General features: G+C 48.3%; 13 protein-coding genes. 7 read left to right on the top strand and 6 right to left on the bottom strand.

Annotated elements, in window-relative coordinates; genetic code table 11:
• Positions 1-302: 302 nt before the first annotated feature.
• The gene (sucC, locus tag ACO08K_RS26190; protein ID WP_421799448.1) at positions 303-1496 is read left to right on the top strand and encodes an ADP-forming succinate--CoA ligase subunit beta; all 1194 of its coding nucleotides are present in this window, start codon (positions 303-305) and stop codon (positions 1494-1496) included.
• Positions 1497-1660: 164 nt separating this feature from the next.
• Positions 1661-2209 (top strand): gluconate 2-dehydrogenase subunit 3 family protein, encoded by a 549-nt coding sequence (locus tag ACO08K_RS26185; RefSeq protein ID WP_421799447.1) that lies wholly within the window; start codon positions 1661-1663, stop codon positions 2207-2209.
• Positions 2210-2413: 204 nt separating this feature from the next.
• Here ACO08K_RS26185 and ACO08K_RS26180 read toward each other — a convergent pair whose 3' ends face one another.
• Both ACO08K_RS26180 and ACO08K_RS26175 read right to left on the bottom strand, forming a co-directional pair.
• Positions 2414-4111, bottom strand: coding sequence for a GMC oxidoreductase (locus ACO08K_RS26180; protein ID WP_421799446.1), 1698 nt, complete (start codon positions 4109-4111; stop codon positions 2414-2416).
• Positions 4112-4117: 6 nt separating this feature from the next.
• Positions 4118-4570, bottom strand: a complete 453-nt coding sequence (locus tag ACO08K_RS26175) for a hypothetical protein (RefSeq protein WP_421799445.1) — start codon at positions 4568-4570, stop codon at positions 4118-4120.
• A 120-nt stretch (positions 4571-4690) separates the two neighbouring features.
• Between ACO08K_RS26175 and ACO08K_RS26170 the strand changes: the two genes are divergently transcribed.
• Positions 4691-5773, top strand: coding sequence for a branched-chain amino acid aminotransferase (locus tag ACO08K_RS26170; protein ID WP_421799444.1), 1083 nt, complete (start codon positions 4691-4693; stop codon positions 5771-5773).
• A 99-nt stretch (positions 5774-5872) separates the two neighbouring features.
• Here the strand turns inward: ACO08K_RS26170 and ilvN are convergent, their stop codons facing one another.
• From ilvN to ilvD, 3 genes are all read right to left on the bottom strand, one after another.
• Complete coding sequence (ilvN, locus tag ACO08K_RS26165; RefSeq protein WP_421799443.1) at positions 5873-6412, bottom strand: acetolactate synthase small subunit; 540 nt, start codon at positions 6410-6412, stop codon at positions 5873-5875.
• Between the two features lie 82 nt (positions 6413-6494).
• Positions 6495-8237: a biosynthetic-type acetolactate synthase large subunit gene (gene ilvB / locus ACO08K_RS26160; protein WP_421799442.1), complete on the bottom strand. Its 1743-nt coding sequence runs from the start codon at positions 8235-8237 to the stop codon at positions 6495-6497.
• A gap of 133 nt (positions 8238-8370) precedes the next feature.
• Positions 8371-10047 carry a dihydroxy-acid dehydratase gene (gene ilvD, locus ACO08K_RS26155; RefSeq protein WP_421799440.1) on the bottom strand — a complete coding sequence of 559 codons (1677 nt, stop codon included), beginning with the start codon at positions 10045-10047 and terminating at the stop codon, positions 8371-8373.
• A gap of 592 nt (positions 10048-10639) precedes the next feature.
• Here ilvD and ACO08K_RS26150 point away from each other — a divergent pair.
• Both ACO08K_RS26150 and ACO08K_RS26145 read left to right on the top strand, forming a co-directional pair.
• On the top strand, positions 10640-13018 hold the full coding sequence (locus tag ACO08K_RS26150; protein ID WP_421799439.1) for a TonB-dependent receptor: 2379 nt from the start codon (positions 10640-10642) through the stop codon (positions 13016-13018).
• Between the two features lie 95 nt (positions 13019-13113).
• Positions 13114-13929, top strand: a complete 816-nt coding sequence (locus ACO08K_RS26145; RefSeq protein WP_421799438.1) for a DUF4249 domain-containing protein — start codon at positions 13114-13116, stop codon at positions 13927-13929.
• A gap of 49 nt (positions 13930-13978) precedes the next feature.
• Here the strand turns inward: ACO08K_RS26145 and ACO08K_RS26140 are convergent, their stop codons facing one another.
• Positions 13979-14818, bottom strand: coding sequence for a glycoside hydrolase family 16 protein (locus ACO08K_RS26140; protein ID WP_421799437.1), 840 nt, complete (start codon positions 14816-14818; stop codon positions 13979-13981).
• Between the two features lie 128 nt (positions 14819-14946).
• On the opposite strand from ACO08K_RS26140, the gene nusB reads away from it, so the two are divergent.
• Both nusB and ACO08K_RS26130 read left to right on the top strand, forming a co-directional pair.
• Positions 14947-15846, top strand: coding sequence for a transcription antitermination factor NusB (gene nusB / locus ACO08K_RS26135; RefSeq protein ID WP_421799436.1), 900 nt, complete (start codon positions 14947-14949; stop codon positions 15844-15846).
• Positions 15847-15963: 117 nt separating this feature from the next.
• Positions 15964-17469, top strand: a complete 1506-nt coding sequence (locus ACO08K_RS26130; RefSeq protein ID WP_421799435.1) for an OmpA family protein — start codon at positions 15964-15966, stop codon at positions 17467-17469.
• The last annotated feature ends 41 nt before the right edge of the window (positions 17470-17510 follow it).

The following is a 17510-nucleotide window of genomic DNA, read 5'->3' as shown; positions in this document are numbered from 1 at the left end:
AAAGCTGATTTTTTTGAAAAGAACACAATTTAGGAACGGAAATGAAATAAAGTTATAAAGTTGGCTCGGCTATTTTTTGATTTAGCGAGGCGTGAGGAAGGCGCATAGTGAACTACGCAACTGACGAGTAACGCAGCAAAATCAAAAAAGAGCCTGCCAGGTTGTAACTTTAATTCATTTCCGTTCCTAAATTGTCTAAACTTTTTTCCTCCACCTTTTCCGCATTCCACTTTAGATGTGTAGCTTTGACCCGCTTTTAAAAGCATAACCCAAATCCTCCAAAAACACATATCTGATTTGTTATGAATCTTCACGAATATCAAGGAAAAGAAATCCTCACCCGCTACGGAGTAGCCGTACAGAAGGGCATTGTGGCAAACACCGTAGAAGAAGCTGAAGCAGCTTGGCAACAGCTAGGTGGCGGTGTAGTAGTGGTGAAAGCCCAAATCCATGCAGGAGGACGCGGTAAAGGAGGTGGTGTAAAATTGGCTAAAAACCTGGATGACCTCAAAACCCACGCGGGCAATATCCTGGGCATGATGCTGAAAACGCCTCAGACTCCAGGTGGCATGGAAGGCCCCGGCAAACTGGTGAGCAAAGTGTTGATCGCTGAAGATTGTTACGCTCCTGACTTCAGTGCCAATAAAGAATACTACGTATCCATCCTGATGGATCGTGAGAAGAAGTGCAACGTAATCATCTATTCTACCGAAGGTGGCATGGACATTGAAGCGGTTGCCGAACATACACCGGAAAAAGTACAAAAAGAGTGGGTTGATCCCCTCGTAGGCTTTCAAGGTTTTCAGGCGCGTAAAATTGCCTTCAATTTAGGGCTGAGTGGTAAAGCGTTTAAAGAATTTACCACCTTCATCACCAAGTTGTACACTGCTTTTGTTGCTTCTGATGCAGCCTTGTTCGAGATCAACCCATGCTTGCGTACAGGTGACGAGCGGATTCTGGCGGTAGATGCCAAAGTGTCTCTGGACGACAATGCCCTGTATCGCCACCCTGACCTGGAAGCGATGCGCGACACGGCTGAAGAAGACCCAACCGACGTAGAGGCTCAAGAGTTTGAACTCAACTACGTAAAACTGGACGGTAACGTAGGTTGTATGGTGAACGGAGCGGGTTTGGCCATGGCTACCATGGACATCATCAAACTCTCTGGTGGTGAACCAGCTAACTTCCTTGATGTAGGTGGTACTGCAGATGCAGCCCGGGTAGAAAATGCCTTCAAAATCATTTTGAAAGACCCAGCTGTAAAAGCAATCCTGATCAACATCTTTGGTGGAATTGTACGTTGTGACCGGGTGGCACAAGGGGTAATCGATGCCTACAAAAATATGGGCAACATCCATGTCCCCATCATCGTACGTTTGCAAGGAACCAATGCGGATATGGCGAAAAAGATGATCGACGAGTCAGGCTTAAAAGTATACTCTGCGATCCAATTGGCTGATGCTGCTGCTTTGGTGACTAAGGTACTGAACGACTAATCAACGAATTGAAATAGATCAAAAAATACCCTGGGCAATGGCTATTGCTCGGGGTATTTTTTTGAATAGCTGGAGCCTGACTCGTAGACTCAATGGCTTATTTATAGGATCACTGGTTTTTTGTCAGAACTTATTTTGTTTATCTTTGATCAAAATCCATTCTTATGCACCGTCGGAATGCGCTGAAAAAAACCATACTTTTGGCTGGAACCATCACCATTTTGCCCGAAATGCTGGCCAAGGCTTTGGCCAACCCGGAGCCGATTTTATCGGCTGTTCCCACTGCGCAAATAGAACTATTGGCTGAATTAGCGGATACCATCATTCCCCCTACAGATACCCCAGGTGCAAAAGCCGCGGGGGTGCACGATTTTATTGCCCTGGCTGTTGAGGCTTGTTTTTCTCCCCAACAACGCGATCAATTTTGGGCTGATTTAAACGCAGTGGAGGAAAAATGCCAGCGGGAAATGAGCCAAAGTTATTTGCAGTTTAATGACAATGAGCGCTTTCAAATGATGACCCAATTGGAGGCAGCACCGGCAAAAAACGGCCAGCCCCAATTCTTTCAGTTGCTTAAGGAATTGACCTTGCATGGTTATTTTACTTCCCAGATTGGGGCTACCCAGGCCTTGAATTATGACCCGGTTCCGGGAGTGTGGATTCCTGATTTACCGATTGATGAAAATACGAAGGCTTGGACCTCTATGTTTTAACTCACACCAACATTTTGCTCGGAGGACATCAATTGCCACGTGCTTTAGCGCGTGGATGAGGTTCCCTTTTTGATCTGGCTTTAGCCCAAGTCTTAATTTTCAAGCCAGGGCTAAAGCCCAAATCCGAGGGGTTCCTACCCCCCCAGGCTGAAGCCTGGGGCAATTGATGTCCTCCGAGCAAAATGTCCAGAGTGTGTTTTCAACCTACAAATTCCTCTTTTTCAATTCCTTCACCGCATAATCACAAGCCCTGGCGGTCAAAGCCATAAAGGTGATGCTTGGATTTTGGCTGCCTTGTGATGGCAAACTCGCGCCATCGGTAACAAAAACGTTTTTCACCGTATGAACCTGGTTCCAGCCATTGAGGATACTGGTCTTGGGATCTTTGCCCATTCGAGCTGTGCCCACCTCATGGATGCCAATGCCCGGTTTCCCGTTGTTGTAGTTGATGTTGACGTTTTTGAACCCACCTGCCTCTAACATTTCCTGGGCAACCAGAGCAATGTCTTTGTCCATTTTGTCTTCATTCTGTCCGTAGGCACAGTCAATATCCAGGGTTGGCATGCCCCAGGGATCGGAGATCTTGCGGTTGATTTTGACGTGGTTGTGGAATTCGGGCAGCATTTCTGCCTGCGATTGCATAAAAATGCTCCAAGGGCCGGGCTTGGTGATCGCGTTTTTAAAATCAGCTCCAAAGCCTTTCCGTCCAAGACCTTGCTCCCAACCTGATCGCTCACAACTGCCCCCGAAGGCGAAGCCACGCAGGTAATCTTTTTGTTTGTCATTGCCTACATTGCGGAATCTGGGAACGTAAAATCCATTTGGCCTCCGCCCCTTGTAATATTTGTCCAAATACCCCTCATGGGTTCCTGACACTTCGGTCCGGTAATTGTGGTCCATCAGGTAATGGCCCAGTACCCCCGAATCGTTGCCCAAACCATTGGGGAAACGGTTGCTGGTTGAATTTAGCAGGATCAAAGTCGTATTGAGAGTAGCCGCATTTACAAAAATGATTTTGGCAGAATATTCCACCATCTCTTTGGTATTCGCATCAATGACCCGAACACCCGTGGCTTTGCCTTTACTTTCGTCGTAAATGATGCTATGGACGATGCTATCCGGCCGCAGGGTCATTTTTCCAGTGGCCGCAGCAGCGGGTAGGGAGCCGGACTGGCTGCTGAAATAAGCGGAATATGGACAACCCCGGTGGCACAGGTTTCGGTACTGGCAGGGGCCTCGGCCATTGTGTTTGACCGTTACGTTGGCACTGCGCCCGGTGACGACATAACGACCTGGGTATTTTTGCTCTACTGCAGCTTTGAAGTTTTTTTCAATGGGTGTCAACTCCATTGGAGGAAGGTATTCTCCATCGGGCAACATCTCCCGGCCTTCTTTCATGCCGTTGATGCCTACAAATCGTTCGATGTAGGAATACCAGGGGGCAAGGTCGTTGTAGCGGATGGGCCAATCGTTGCCATGCCCATCAATTGCGTTTTCTTCAAATTCAAGGGGCGCCATACGGTAACTCTGACGAGCCCACATTAAACTTTTCCCACCCACATGGTAGCCACGTATCCAGGAAAAAGGTTTGACTTGTTGGTAGGGATTTTCGTCGTCGCGGACAAACAAATGCCGGGTGCCGTCATTAAAGGCGTAACACTTGGACTGGATCGGGTGGGTGCTATTTTTATCTTCCCAGGTTTGGCGATTGCGGTGAGGCAATTCCCACAACGGGGTATTGGCGGTATGGTAATCGGCAATGTGGTCCAATTTGGGCCCACGTTCCAGTACCAGCGTCTTTAGCCCTTTTTCACACAGCTCTTTGGCTGCAATCCCGCCCGACATTCCGGAGCCTATTACGATGGCATCAAATTTGCGCTTGTTTGAATTGACAATTTCCATTTTTACTCATTTAAACATCTCCTGCAAACATTTCCACAAGGCACCCGACAACTTTTTACCCCCAGCCTGCCGTTCTTCGTAAATGGTGAGCAGATCATCTACGAACAAATATGTAGTGCCCTGGTGTTTAAAAGGGTAATAATTGGGGATTTCGAAGTGAAACCCGAGCTGTGGCAAGGGGAAACCAAAACAAATTACCGTTTTGGATGCATTTATTGCAGCAAGTGAGGCCACGTTTATGGCGGCTGTTGCGTTAAAGTCTAAATAGGCAGTATCTTCCTCAAGGTCAAACTGTACGGCAAGGAGGATTTTTTTCAAAAAATCCAAAAGCTCGGCCTGTTGCTCATGGCTTACAAAAAGCAATAATAGCCCTTTGGTATGTTTACCCTTGAGTTTTTGCTGCTGCTCTGCACTTTCCCCCGGAACGAATACTTTGTAGTCTAAAAACGAAGTGTTCAAAATTAAATTCTTTAATCTGCTTGTAAATCCAAATTATACCGAATAAAAATCGGTATTTGCTTTGAAAGCTAGAATCTTTGCATAAATTTATGTAATTTCGTTGAAAATTTGTTGATCACTATGAAAAACAAAATCCAGATCAAGAGGACCCAAAATTCCAGACTCTCAACGCTGGACTTTAATAACCTTCCATTCGGTCGGGTATTTACCGACCACATGTTTGTGGCGGATTATGAAGGGGGAGAGTGGGTGAACCCACGCATCGAGCCATTTGCACCATTTGAAATGCACCCAGCATCAATGGTCCTGCATTACGGCCAATCTATTTTTGAAGGTATGAAAGCCACTAAAAACCAGGAAGGCCATCCCATGCTGCTGCGTCCAGAAATGCACCTGCACCGCATCAATGCTTCGGCTGCGCGCATGTGTATGCCTGCATTTCCCGAAGACCTGTTTTTGGATGCGCTACACGCCCTGGTCGGTCTGGAAGCTGATTGGATTCCCTCTGGTGAAGAAAGTGCGCTGTACTTGCGCCCCTTCATGTTCTCAACGGATGAATTCATTGGTGTAAGACCATCAGATACCTACAAGTTCATCATTTTTACCTGCCCGGTTGGGCCTTACTACTCCAAGCCAGTCCGTTTGTTGGCTGAAACCCAGTACATCCGTGCGGGTAAAGGAGGCACTGGAGAGGCCAAATCTGCTGGAAACTACGCAGCGTCTTTGTTGCCTGCCCAAAATGCCCTGAAGCAAGGTTTCGACCAGGTGATGTGGCTGGAAGGCCCTGAGTTCAAAAACGTTCAGGAGTCGGGTACGATGAACATCTTTTTTGTGATCGATAACGTAGTGGTTACGCCATACACAGACGGCACCATCCTGAGAGGAATTACCCGGGATAGCTTCCTGCACATTCTGCGGGACAAAGGTATTCCCGTTGAAGAAAGAACCATCACCATCGATGAAGTGGTTGCAGCACACGCAGCTGGCAAATTGCAGGAGTGTTTTGGCGCGGGAACTGCGGCAGTGGTTTCCCACGTATCCGAAATCAGCTACAATGGCCACCTGATGACTTTGCCTGCCATAGAGTCGCGTAAAATTGGTAGCATGTTGAAATCTGAAATTGAAGGCTTGCGTACCGGCCGGATTGAGGATACAAGAGGCTGGATGGTTCCTGTTGAGATGGAGGTTGATGCGTTGATTTAACAGGCTGACTGACTATAATCTAAAATATTGAGGGGCATCGTACGAAGTAAAACTTATGTACGATGCCCCTCGGCTTTTATTAAAGTGCAATTGGCCGACTTACAAAGTTTCTTCCGCCTCCAGCTCCAATTGCTGCAAGTATTTGCTCAAACGCTCCATCGGTCGTGGAATAGCTACTCGACCCGAGCGGACAAATTCAAAAATCCCAATTTCTTTCAAGGCTTCCAGCAGCGCTTCGGTCTCTTCAGCGTGCCCGGTTTTTTCCACAATGATGTATTCTTCTTCGATTTCCAACACTTTCGCATTGTGCTGGCGAATCAATTTTTCCAAGCGATTGCCCTGCATGAATTTCTGCGTTGGAATTTTGTACAGCGCAATTTCCTGGTAAACGATCTCCGCGTTTTCGTCGTAGAAGGCTTTGAGTACATCCACTTGTTTCTCCAATTGGCCACACAATTTGCGCACCATGTCTTCTGTCGTATTCACCACAATGGTAAAACGGTGGATGCCCGGCATCGAAGACTTGGAGGTGGTTAAACTTTCAATATTGATGTAACGACGAGTAAAAATGGATACTACCCGCGATAACATCCCCGTTTGATGCTCCGTAAAAACGGTGAGCGTATATTCTTTGGTCATGTTTTTTAGTTGAGGGGTTGGGGAGTTGAGGAGTTGAGGAGCAAATGGACTAAACTTCTCAACTCCTCAACTTCTCAACCCTTTATTCAAGTACTATCTCATCCACTGCACACCCCGCTGGTACCATTGGGAAAATGTTCTCCTCTTTTTCTACACTTACATGTAAAAGGTATGGACCATCGTGGGCCAACATTTCAGCAATGGCGTCTTTTACTTCCTCTGGTTTGGTGATCTGTTTGCCAGCTACCCCAAAACCTTCGGCGATTTTGACAAAATTGGGATTGACCAATTCCACCGAAGAATAGCGACGTTCAAAGAACAATTGCTGCCATTGGCGTACCATACCCAGGAAGTTATTGTCCAGGATGATGATTTTGACACCAATATGCCACTGAGCGCAGGTGCCCAATTCTTGTAAGGTCATTTGAAAACCGCCATCACCGATAAAAACGACCGTTTCGCGGTGTGGTTCAGCCATCTTGGCGCCCATTGCAGCAGGCAAACCATAACCCATGGTACCTGCTCCACCTGAAGACACCCACTGATTGGTGCCCTTAAACTTATAGTAACGGGCAGCTACCATTTGGTGTTGGCCTACGTCGGTAGCAACGATGGCCATACCCTTGGTTTGTTCGGATACTTCGTTGACCACCATGCCCATACGGATTTCGCCCTTGGGAGAAGGCTGCATGTCGCGGTGAATAACTTTACTGTATTCGATGTCGTCGCAGGCATGGAATTCTGCCAGCCATTCAGGGTAAGATTTTTCCTTGACCAGTGGCAACAAACCCTTCAATGCCTGTTTGGCGTCCGCCAAAATGGGCACATGTGCGTGGACGTTTTTATGGATCTCCGAAGGGTCGATCTCGATGTGGATGACCTTGGCCTGTTTGGCGTATTTGTCGAGGCGACCCGTTACACGGTCGTCAAAACGCATACCGATGGCAATGAGCACATCACATTCGTTTTGCTTGATGTTGGGGCCGTAATTGCCGTGCATGCCCAACATCCCCATGTGCAAGGGGTGGTCGTTGGGAATACTGGACAAACCGTGGATGGTGCAAGCCAGCGGAATCCCCGTTTTTTCTACAAAAGCTTTAAATTCTTCCTGGGCATGGGCAATCTGGATGCCATGACCCGCCAGAATCATTGGTTTCTGGGCGTTGTTGATCAACTCGGCAGCATCGCGCAGCGCTTCAGCATCTGGCTTGGAAGCAGGATGGTAGCTGCGAATGAGCGGTTTGCGCTGGTACGAGAACTCCATGAGCTCGTTTTGCGCATTTTTGGTGATGTCGACCAAAACGGGACCCGGACGGCCAGTGTTCGCAATGTGGAAAGCCTTGGCCATCGCTGCTGGAATCTGGTCGGCGCGGGTAACCTGTACGTTCCATTTGGTAACCGGCATGGTGGTATTGATCACGTCGGTTTCCTGGAAGGCATCGGTTCCCAGCAGGTGAAAAAAGACTTGACCGGTGACGCAGACGATCGGGGTAGAATCCAGTAAAGCATCAGCAAGACCCGTGACCAGGTTCATGGCACCTGGGCCTGAAGTGGCCATGGCGACCCCAATTCTGCGGGTAGCGCGCGCATAACCTTCGGCAGCGTGTACCGCTCCCTGCTCGTGGCGGGGAAGCACATGCCGCAGTCGATCCTGATAATCGTACAGGGCATCGTAAATAGGCATAATCGCGCCGCCGGGGTAACCAAAAATAGTATCTACTCCTTCTTCTAAAAAGCAACGGAGTACCGCTTCTGCACCCGAAATTTTAGGGGCACTTGGGGCGGCCTGTGGCTCTAAAGTGGCTGTCGCCTGCGAACTTTCCATACATGGACTGTTTGAGGGTTGAGGAGTTGAGAAGTTGAGGAGTTGAGGCTGCCGCGAGCGATTTTGACAATTTCCTTGTCTAAGTCTCTCGCGGCAGCCTCAACTCCTCAACCCCTCAACTTCTCAACTTAAGTTAAAATTGATCAGTAACACATCCCTCACTGGCAGATGAGACCATGTGTCGATATTTGGCTAGGATTCCAAAAGTTGCTTTCGGTTGTGGTGCAATCCACTCGGCACGGCGGATGACCAACTCGTCGTCATCAACGTGCAAAATGAGCGTATTGTTCCGGGCATCGATGCTGATTTCGTCGCCATTGCGGACGAGGGCGATGTTGCCACCACGTTCTGCTTCAGGGGTAATGTGGCCAACGACAAAGCCGTGGGTACCACCCGAGAAACGGCCATCGGTGATCAGGGCTACCTTGTCACCCAAACCTTCACCCATGATGGCGGAAGTTGGTTTGAGCATTTCGGGCATACCTGGTGCACCACGTGGACCACAGTAACGGATGACTATAACCTCACCAGCCTTCAATTGTTTAGCGGCGATGGCAGCATTTAATGCTTCTTCTGAATCAAAAACGTGCGCAGGGCCGCGGAAGTATTCACCTTCTTTACCAGTGATTTTGGCTACTGCCCCTTCAGTAGCGAGGTTGCCATACAAAATCTGGATGTGACCCGACTCTTTAATCGGCTCACTGAGTGGCTTGATGATGGGCTGCTCGGGGGTAAGTCCGTCTATTTCAGCGAGGTTTTCCGCAACGGTTTTGCCCGTAACGGTCATACAATCACCGTGCAGCATGCCTTCCGCCAACATCATTTTCATCACTCCCGGTACACCACCTACGCCGTACAAATCTTCCATGGCGTATTTGCCAGAAGGTTTGAGGTCGGCCAGCAGAGGCGTTTTGTCACTCATGGCCTGGAAGTCGTTGATGCTCAATTTTACGCCAACTGATTTGGCCATGGCAATGAGGTGCAGCACCGCATTGGTCGAACCACCCAGCACAATGATGACGCGAATGGCATTTTCAAATGCTTCGCGGGTCATGATTTCGCGGGGTTTCAGGTCTTTGGCCAGGACGTTCAGGATGGCTTTTCCTACCCGGTGGCAATCATTCAATTTCTCGGGGTGATTGGCCGGGATGGAAGAGTTGAATGGCAAGGACATACCCAGGGCCTCAATGGCCGAAGACATGGTATTGGCCGTATACATACCGCCGCAGGCACCAGAGCCTGGGCAGGAGTTTTGTACGATTTTTTTGTACTCGTCGTCTTCCAGTTTTCCGGCTACCGATTGGCCATAAGCTTCAAAAGCGGAAATGATGTCGAGTTTGCGGCCGTTGTGGTGGCCGGAACTGATCGTACCCCCGTACACCAGGATCGAAGGGCGATTCAGGCGACCCAGGGCGATCATCGCACCGGGCATGTTTTTATCACAACCCACAATGGGGACAATCGCGTCGTAAAACTGGGCACCAGCTACGGTTTCAATCGAATCGGCAATGATGTCGCGGGAAGGAAGAGAATACCGCATCCCGGAGGTGCCGTTTGAAATCCCGTCACTGACCCCGATGGTATGGAAAATCAAACCCACCAGGTCACTTTCCAACACCCCTTGTTTGACCAGATCGGCCAAACCATTCAGGTGCATGTTACAGGTGTTGCCTTCCCAGCCCGTGCTGACGATGCCAACCTGGGCCTTTTTCAAATCCTCCTCGCTCAGACCAATGCCATACAACATGGCTTGTGCGCCGGGTAGTGAGCGGTCTTGCGTAATGATCTTGCTGTACTTGTTCAATTCCATGTCCGTGTTTTCGTTGAAATCTGGCAATGCTTTTATCTAGAGGCCACAAAGGCACTAAGATTGAGTACTTTGTTGTCTTAGTGCCTTTGTGCTAGCAGTCAAAAAGCGGATTGCTGCTTAAATCCTGCGTTATTCAAAGGTAAGCCTGGATTTGTTTTCCAGCGAATTAAAATTTGGGGAGTGTTACGAAGCAGTAATTTTAGGTTTTTGATTGTAAAAGATTGAATAATAGGTGCTTAAATGATGTTTTCTTACGAATCGTTGTGGCGGGAAAATGGTGCTTTGTGGTGCTTGGCTAGTGCATTCAAAGGGGAAATTTATGGATTTTGTTTTGATTTGGTGATGTATAAGGGATAAATGGATGTCATGCAAATTTAAAAGCATGTTGTTTTATTTTTTAACATTTGAACTGTACCTTCCTCGATTGCACCTTTTCAGGGTTCGAATAAATTTTTTTTTAAACCATCACGTAGGGGGACTCCCTCTTTTTTCCATCTAACTTGATGAAAGGATTTAAAAAGAGGGTTGAGTTCACGGCACTTCGACTTCGCTCAGTGACCGGAACCCAACCCAACCAACACCGACTGTTATTATGAAAACCATCGCCACTCTGGTCGTGCTGACCTTGAGTCTTGGGACTATTTTTGCCCAGAACTCAGGCAGCGCCGCCAAAAAACAGTACACGCTGAGCGGGTACATCAAAGACGCCGCATCGGCAGAAGAGCTACTCTACGTCAACGTATGGGTAGAGCCCCTCAAAAGCGGGGCGACGAGCAACACCTACGGGTTTTATTCCCTGACCCTGGCACCCGGCGCTTACCGCCTGACCTTTTCTTACCTCGGCTACCAAAACATCAGCAAGGAGATCAATTTGGACCGCGATCTGGAATTGAATGTTGAGATGCAGGCTGATGCCCAGACTTTGCAAGAGGTGCAGATTTCGGATAAAAAAGCCGATGAGGCTGTGCGCGAAGTCGCCATGAGCCGCCTGGATGTTCCCATTGCCCAGGTCAAAAAACTCCCCGCGCTGCTGGGCGAACCCGACATCATCAAAACCATTCAAACCCTGCCCGGTGTGACCAGCGCTGGCGAAGGAACTTCCAGCTTTTACGTGCGGGGCGGGGCAGCGGATCAAAACCTGGTGCTGATCGACGAAGCGCCGGTGTACGATGTATCGCACTTGTTTGGCTTGTTTTCGGTGTTCAACGCCGACATTTTAAAAAGTGCCGAACTGTACAAAGGTGGGATTCCCACCAAGTATGGAGGGCGTTTGTCCTCCCTGCTCGAAGTCAGCACCAAAGATGGCAATGCCCGGCAATTGGAAGCAGCGGGCAGTGTGAGCACATTGGCGGCGAAGGCCAGTCTGGAAGGGCCGATCGTGAAAGACAAGGCTTCATTTATCCTCGCTGCCCGCCGTTCTTACGTGGATTTGATCATGAAACAAATCCCGGATTTGAAGGGCACCGGCGTCCAGTTTTACGACCTGAACGGCAAGCTCAACTGGAAAATCAACAACAACAACCGCTTCTTCCTCTCCGCCTATGCGGGGCGCGACATCTGGAAATTCAACGATGATTTCCAAATGGATTGGGGCAACAAAACCACCACTTTCCGTTGGAACCATTTGTTCAATGAACGTTTGTTTGCCAATACCACGCTGGTGTACAGCGATTTTGATTACACTTTGCAGCAGAATGACGCTCTGGAGGGATTCCGTTGGGATGCTAATCAAAAGGAGTATTCTGTGAAGCAGGATTTTACCTGGTTCCCTAGTCCGAAATTCACCTTGCAGTTTGGTTACCAGGGTACTTACCGCCAGTTTCAACCCGGCGACATCCGGCCCAATGGGGAGAACACCATTTTTAAACCCACCAAATTGCAGGCTCGTTATGCATTAGATCAGGCGCTGTACGTGGGGGCTGAGCAAAAGGTTTCCGAGCGCTTGTCGATGCAATATGGAGTCCGCTTTTCCCTCTTCCAGCATCTGGGACCAGAAACCATTTATACCTATGCCAATGCTTCTGACAATGTGAATTATACGATTACCGATTCAACCCGTTACAAAAAAGGGCAGGTGATTGCTTCTTTTGCCAATCCGGAGCCCCGTTTTGCTGCGCGGTATCAGTTGAACAACAGCAGTTCCTTGAAGTTTTCGTACAATCGCATGGTGCAGTACATCCACTTGTTGTCCAATTCCACGGTGCCGATTCCCTTCAATACCTGGTCACCCAGTTCGCCGTATCTGAAGCCGCAAAAAGCGGATCAGGTGGCCATTGGCTACTTCAAAAACCTGGACAAAAACACCTGGGAGTTTTCGGCAGAAGCTTATTACAAAGCTTCGGACAACATCACCGAATTTGCGGACAACGCCAACATTTTTTTCAACGAACACATTGCCACTGAATTCCGCCAAGGCAAGGCGACTTCTTATGGACTGGAATTATTGTTGCGCCGCAATGTGGGCGACCTGCGTGGTTTTGCCAGCTATACCCTGAGCAAAACGGATGTAACAATCCCCACCGTGAACAATGGCCAGGCTTTCCCGGCCAATTACGATCGCCGCCACAGTTTCAATCTTTCCTTGACCTACGATTTGAGCCCTCGCTGGAGCATTGGGGGCAATTTTACTTATGCTACGGGGCGCCCGATCACTTTGCCTACGGGTAAATACAGTTTTGGCAATTACGAGGCGAATTTGTACTCGGGCCGCAATGGATACCGTTTGCCCAATTTCCATCGCCTGGACATCGCGGCGACTTTTGATCCTGCCAAAAACAAGGGGCGCCGCTGGCAAAACACCTGGGTCTTTGGCATCTACAACGTGTACAATCGGCAGAATCCATTCACTATTTATACCCGCACCAGGCAGGATGACGAAGGCAATGTCATTGGGGATGGTACGGAGAAAGAGGCGCGGCTGGTGTACTTGTTTTCGGTGTTGCCGTATGTGACCTGGAGTTTTAAATTTTAATTTTTTTTTGAACCACCTAAGGCACCTAAGGGCATCTTAGAAAAGGAAAGCCTGAAAGTGAAGCAATGAATTTTTGACTTAAAAGCAAAATCAATATGAAAAATATCCTGTTTGCGCTTTTCGCGCTATTGAGCCTTTTGGCTTGTGAAAAAACCATCCAATTGGACCTCGAACAACTCGACGGCGTCCTGATTGTAGAGGGGAGTGTGAACAACCAGTACCAGCCACAAAGTGTAAAGCTTAGCAAAAGTCGGTCTTTTGGCTCGACGGGGAAAGCGCCGGTGGTTTCGGGAGCAATGGTGCGAGTCAAAGATGACGCCAATCATGAGTTTCGTTTTGTGGAAAAAGAACCGGGCTTGTATGTGTCGGAGCAGGCCTTTGCCGGGGTGGCAGGTCGTACCTACACTTTGCTGATCGAAGCAGAAGGGAAAACCTATTCGGCTTCCGACAAAATGAACCACATCGTAGATTACGACAGCTTGACCTACCGCCTTGATGAGCAGGAAATGAAAGATCCCGAGGACAGTTCGCGTTTTTACGAAGTGCTGCTTTACGTTAAAGAACCGCAGGAAACTGAGGATTTTTACCTCTTCAATTTTTACCGCAACGGGAAGCTGGAGAATGACGAAGGCCGAACCATTTATTTCAGCGAAGACAAACTGTTGAATGGCCGGGTGGATGGTTTGCCTTTTCCCATTTATTACGCGGCCCACGACGAGGCGAAAATTGAAATTTTAAACATCTCGCGCAATGCCTACAAGTTTTACAGCGACCTGGCGGCCAACCTGGGCAATGATGGCGGGATGTTCAGCGGCCAACCCGCGAATGTGTATACCAATTTGAGTGGAGGTGCACGCGGGTATTTTTTGGTAGCCCCCGTAGCCACTGGAGTGTTAAAGTTAGATGAATAAGTTTCATACATTTGGCCGGAGGGGCGGTATTTGAACCCCTCCGGTTTTTTTATTTTCCGACATACGGATAATACCGCACATAATCAATCTCCATCTGCGCTGGGAACGCCGCTTTGTCGATTCCTTTTTGGCCGCCCCAGCCGCCACCTACGGCAATGTTCAGGATCAAGTGATGAGGATGGTCAAAAGGCCATTCCTTCCAAGTGGCATTAGTGGGTTTGTCAAAACTGAAATACTCCTGATCGTCCACAAAAATTTTGATGTTGTTGGGCGTCCAGTCACAGCGGAAGGTATGGTAATCCTCCTCCAGGCCTGGAACGGCTTTTTTGGTGCCTTTTTGGGTACCTTGTACGTGGTTGAAAGCGGCACAATGGATGGTGCCATGGACGTGCTCCACATCAAAACCCACGTGTTCCATGATGTCGATTTCACCATTGTCGGGCCAACCCTTGCTGCCATAAGGTGCATCGCTGAACAACATCCAAATGGCAGGCCAGGTGCCCACTCCTTTGGGTAATTTGGCTCGGGCCTCAAAACGGCCATAGGTGAAATCGCCCTTACCTTTGCTCACCAAACGGGCGGAAGTGAATTCCCGGTGTTCCATTTTTTCGTTGCGGGCTTCAATGGTCAAATGGCCATTTTCAACCCTTACATTGGTTGGGCGATCGGTGTAGCATTGCACTTCGTCGTTGTACCAATTACAACCCAGGTCGTAGCTCCAATTTTTTTCATCGGGTTTGCCCGCCTTTTTGAACTCATCTTTCCAGGCTGCTTTTTTGGCAAAGCTGCTTTTTTGTGTTTGGGAAAAAACAGTACAAGGAGCTAATAGCCAGAGTATTACAAGACAAAATAAACAATAAGTGATAGAATTGCGAACTGCGTTTTGCATGTGTATGGTTTTTTTATCCATTAGAAATCGCGCCTAAATAACTAAATGAGCACAAGAAAGTCTATATTTGCAGCTAAATAAATATTGACATGTTAAGTCGTAGGAACGTCCGCATAAAAGTCATGCAGATGCTCTATTCCTTAGGGAGAGATAAGAGCCTGAAATTTGATGAAGCGCTATTGAGGTATCGCGATAAGGTGAACAAATCGTTCGAGCTTTATCTTTTCAATTTGTTGTACCTGATCCGGGTTGCCCAATTTTCCATTCAAGATGCCGATTCCCGGCGGACCAAGCTCAGACCAAGCGAAGAAGACAAAAAATTTGAGGCCAAATTGGCCCACAATCCACTCATGGAGTCCTTGAGCAGAAATGAAGGACTGTATCGCCTGTTCAAACAATACAAGACTGAAACTTTCCTTGACGAAGACCATATTCGTTCGTTTTACAATGAATTGGCCAAAAAGGAGGAATACAGCCAATACGTTTACAATGATGCTACAACCAACAAAGATCACGAAGAGATGCTGTTGTTGTTGTACCGTACCATGTGTGCCAATGAGCTGTTTTTAGAGTTAAACGATGATACCTTTGCCCAATGGGAGGATGACGAATCACTGATCATTGGTTCCATCAAAAAAACCCTGAAGGCATTGCCTGCCGAAATGGATTTTTTCGAAGCTTACAAACCCAATGCTGAAGCTACGGTGGATTTTGGGGAATTGCTTTTGCGCAAAGTGTACCATGAAGATGAACAATTGCTCAAAGTAATCGAACCGACGCTGCGCAACTGGGATGTGGAACGTGTAGCAGTTATCGACATGATTTTGCTTAAAATGGCCTTGGTCGAGCTAATGACTTTTAAATCAATTCCTTCCAAAGTTACCCTCAACGAATTTGTTGAAATTGCCAAAAATTACAGCACTGATAAAAGTAAAGACTTCATCAACGGCATCTTGGACCGCCTGCTCAAACAATTGGCTGACGAAGGCAAAATTTCAAAGGAAGGCCGTGGCTTGATTGGTGACTAAACGTAATAGGTTTCGTCTACAATTGACTATAACAAATATCATTGGGGAAAACCATTTTTCTGATGGGTTATGGTTATATTTGTTTACAAAACCTATTTGAAACCAATCTACTGCAACATGAGAACGCTTCTACTTACCCTGACGCTCGCATTTGCGCTGAGCCTACCCCTCGTGCATGCACAACACGATTTGACCAAAGATTACATCGCCGTTCGTGCCCTGTTCCCCAACTACCAATACCAAATTGCCAAGGACTGGAATTGGGATGATTTTACCTCGGGTTTTGAATTTGAGTATGGTCGGCATTTGACTGGCCCACTCAGTTTGGCTATTCCACTAAAGATAGGACAGGTCAAGTACCCCATTGACGCCACCGGTAAAACCTTAAGCGCAGGTGGCTTATTCAACCTGGATGCGCTATTGCAGCTGCGTCCCTTGAAGCCGAATGTCTTTTTTAGCCCCAATCTTTTTGCGGGTTTAGGTGCCAATTATGAAGATTTACGTAGCGTAAATTTTGCTCTTCCAGTGGGCATTGGGCTCGATTTTAAATTGGGCGGAGCGGTTTATTTCACCACCAAAGGAGAATATCGCATTGGATTTTCCGACCTGCGCGACAACATCCAATTGGGCGCTGGCCTTAAGTTTTACCTGGGCGGAGGCGATGACACCACTGCGGGCAAAGACACCGATAAGGATGGAATCGTTGATACGGAAGATCAATGCCCTACCATTCCCGGTACAGCCAAAGCGATGGGGTGCCCTGATAACGACGATGATGGCATTGCCAATACCAAAGATGCCTGCCCGGAAGAAGCCGGACCAGCTTCCACCAACGGCTGCCCCGATACCGACAACGATGGCATCATCAACAGCAAGGATCAGTGCCCCACTGAGGCTGGTACTGCTGCAAATAACGGTTGCCCTGACTCCGATAACGATGGCATCATCAACAGCAAAGACCAGTGCCCAAACGAAGCAGGCCCCGCCAGTAACAATGGCTGCCCAATTCGGGATGCTGACGGAGATGGCGTTTTAGACGCCAACGACGAATGTCCCAATCTGGCTGGTCCTGCCTCTACCAAGGGTTGCCCAGATCGCGATGGAGACGGTATTGCTGATAAAAATGACGCTTGTCCCGATGTAAAAGGGGCAGCAACCAACCGTGGTTGCCCGGACACGGACGGTGATGGCGTGATTGATAGTGTAGACAAGTGCCCTAATCAGCCTGGTCCTGCCAGCAACAACGGCTGTCCAGAGATCACCCAAAAAGACAAAGAAACCCTGAGCTTTGCGGCCCGCAATGTACAGTTTGAAACGGGTAGCTCAGTGCTGAAGGCCAGCTCCAATGCGATTCTGGATCAGGTAGTAGACATTTTGAAGCGTTACTCTGATTACAGTGTACGCATCAGTGGCCATACCGATAGTTCAGGTGGTGATGATTTGAACCTCAAATTGTCCAAAGCGCGGGCCAAAGCTTGCAACGATTACCTGGTATCCAAAGGCATCAATGCTGCCCGGATTACGCACGATGGTTTTGGAGAAACGCGGCCAGTCGGCAACAATGCCACGCCAGAAGGCCGGGCCTTGAACCGCCGGACGGAGTTTGAGTTGTATCAGAAATAATACCGACTGAATAGTTGATGAAAAAGGTTCGTAGAGTGCCA

The sequence above is a fragment of the Haliscomenobacter sp. genome (assembly GCF_965225875.1).
Classification (GTDB): Bacteria; Bacteroidota; Bacteroidia; order Chitinophagales; family Saprospiraceae; genus Haliscomenobacter.
This window is presented reverse-complemented; position numbering and strand designations above follow the sequence as displayed.

Excerpts from the sequence above, each read along its gene's own strand:
- nusB (WP_421799436.1), top strand. The coding sequence starts at position 14,947 with ATGCTCTATTCCTTAGGGAGAGATAAGAGCCTGAAATTTGATGAAGCG.
- ACO08K_RS26140 (WP_421799437.1), bottom strand. The coding sequence starts at position 14,818 with ATGCAAAACGCAGTTCGCAATTCTATCACTTATTGTTTATTTTGTCTT.
- ACO08K_RS26145 (WP_421799438.1), top strand. The coding sequence starts at position 13,114 with ATGAAAAATATCCTGTTTGCGCTTTTCGCGCTATTGAGCCTTTTGGCT.
- ACO08K_RS26180 (WP_421799446.1), bottom strand. The coding sequence starts at position 4,111 with ATGGAAATTGTCAATTCAAACAAGCGCAAATTTGATGCCATCGTAATA.
- ACO08K_RS26185 (WP_421799447.1), top strand. The coding sequence starts at position 1,661 with ATGCACCGTCGGAATGCGCTGAAAAAAACCATACTTTTGGCTGGAACC.
- sucC (WP_421799448.1), top strand. The coding sequence starts at position 303 with ATGAATCTTCACGAATATCAAGGAAAAGAAATCCTCACCCGCTACGGA.
- ilvB (WP_421799442.1), bottom strand. The coding sequence starts at position 8,237 with ATGGAAAGTTCGCAGGCGACAGCCACTTTAGAGCCACAGGCCGCCCCA.
- ilvN (WP_421799443.1), bottom strand. The coding sequence starts at position 6,412 with ATGACCAAAGAATATACGCTCACCGTTTTTACGGAGCATCAAACGGGG.
- ACO08K_RS26130 (WP_421799435.1), top strand. The coding sequence starts at position 15,964 with ATGAGAACGCTTCTACTTACCCTGACGCTCGCATTTGCGCTGAGCCTA.
- ilvD (WP_421799440.1), bottom strand. The coding sequence starts at position 10,047 with ATGGAATTGAACAAGTACAGCAAGATCATTACGCAAGACCGCTCACTA.
- ACO08K_RS26150 (WP_421799439.1), top strand. The coding sequence starts at position 10,640 with ATGAAAACCATCGCCACTCTGGTCGTGCTGACCTTGAGTCTTGGGACT.
- ACO08K_RS26170 (WP_421799444.1), top strand. The coding sequence starts at position 4,691 with ATGAAAAACAAAATCCAGATCAAGAGGACCCAAAATTCCAGACTCTCA.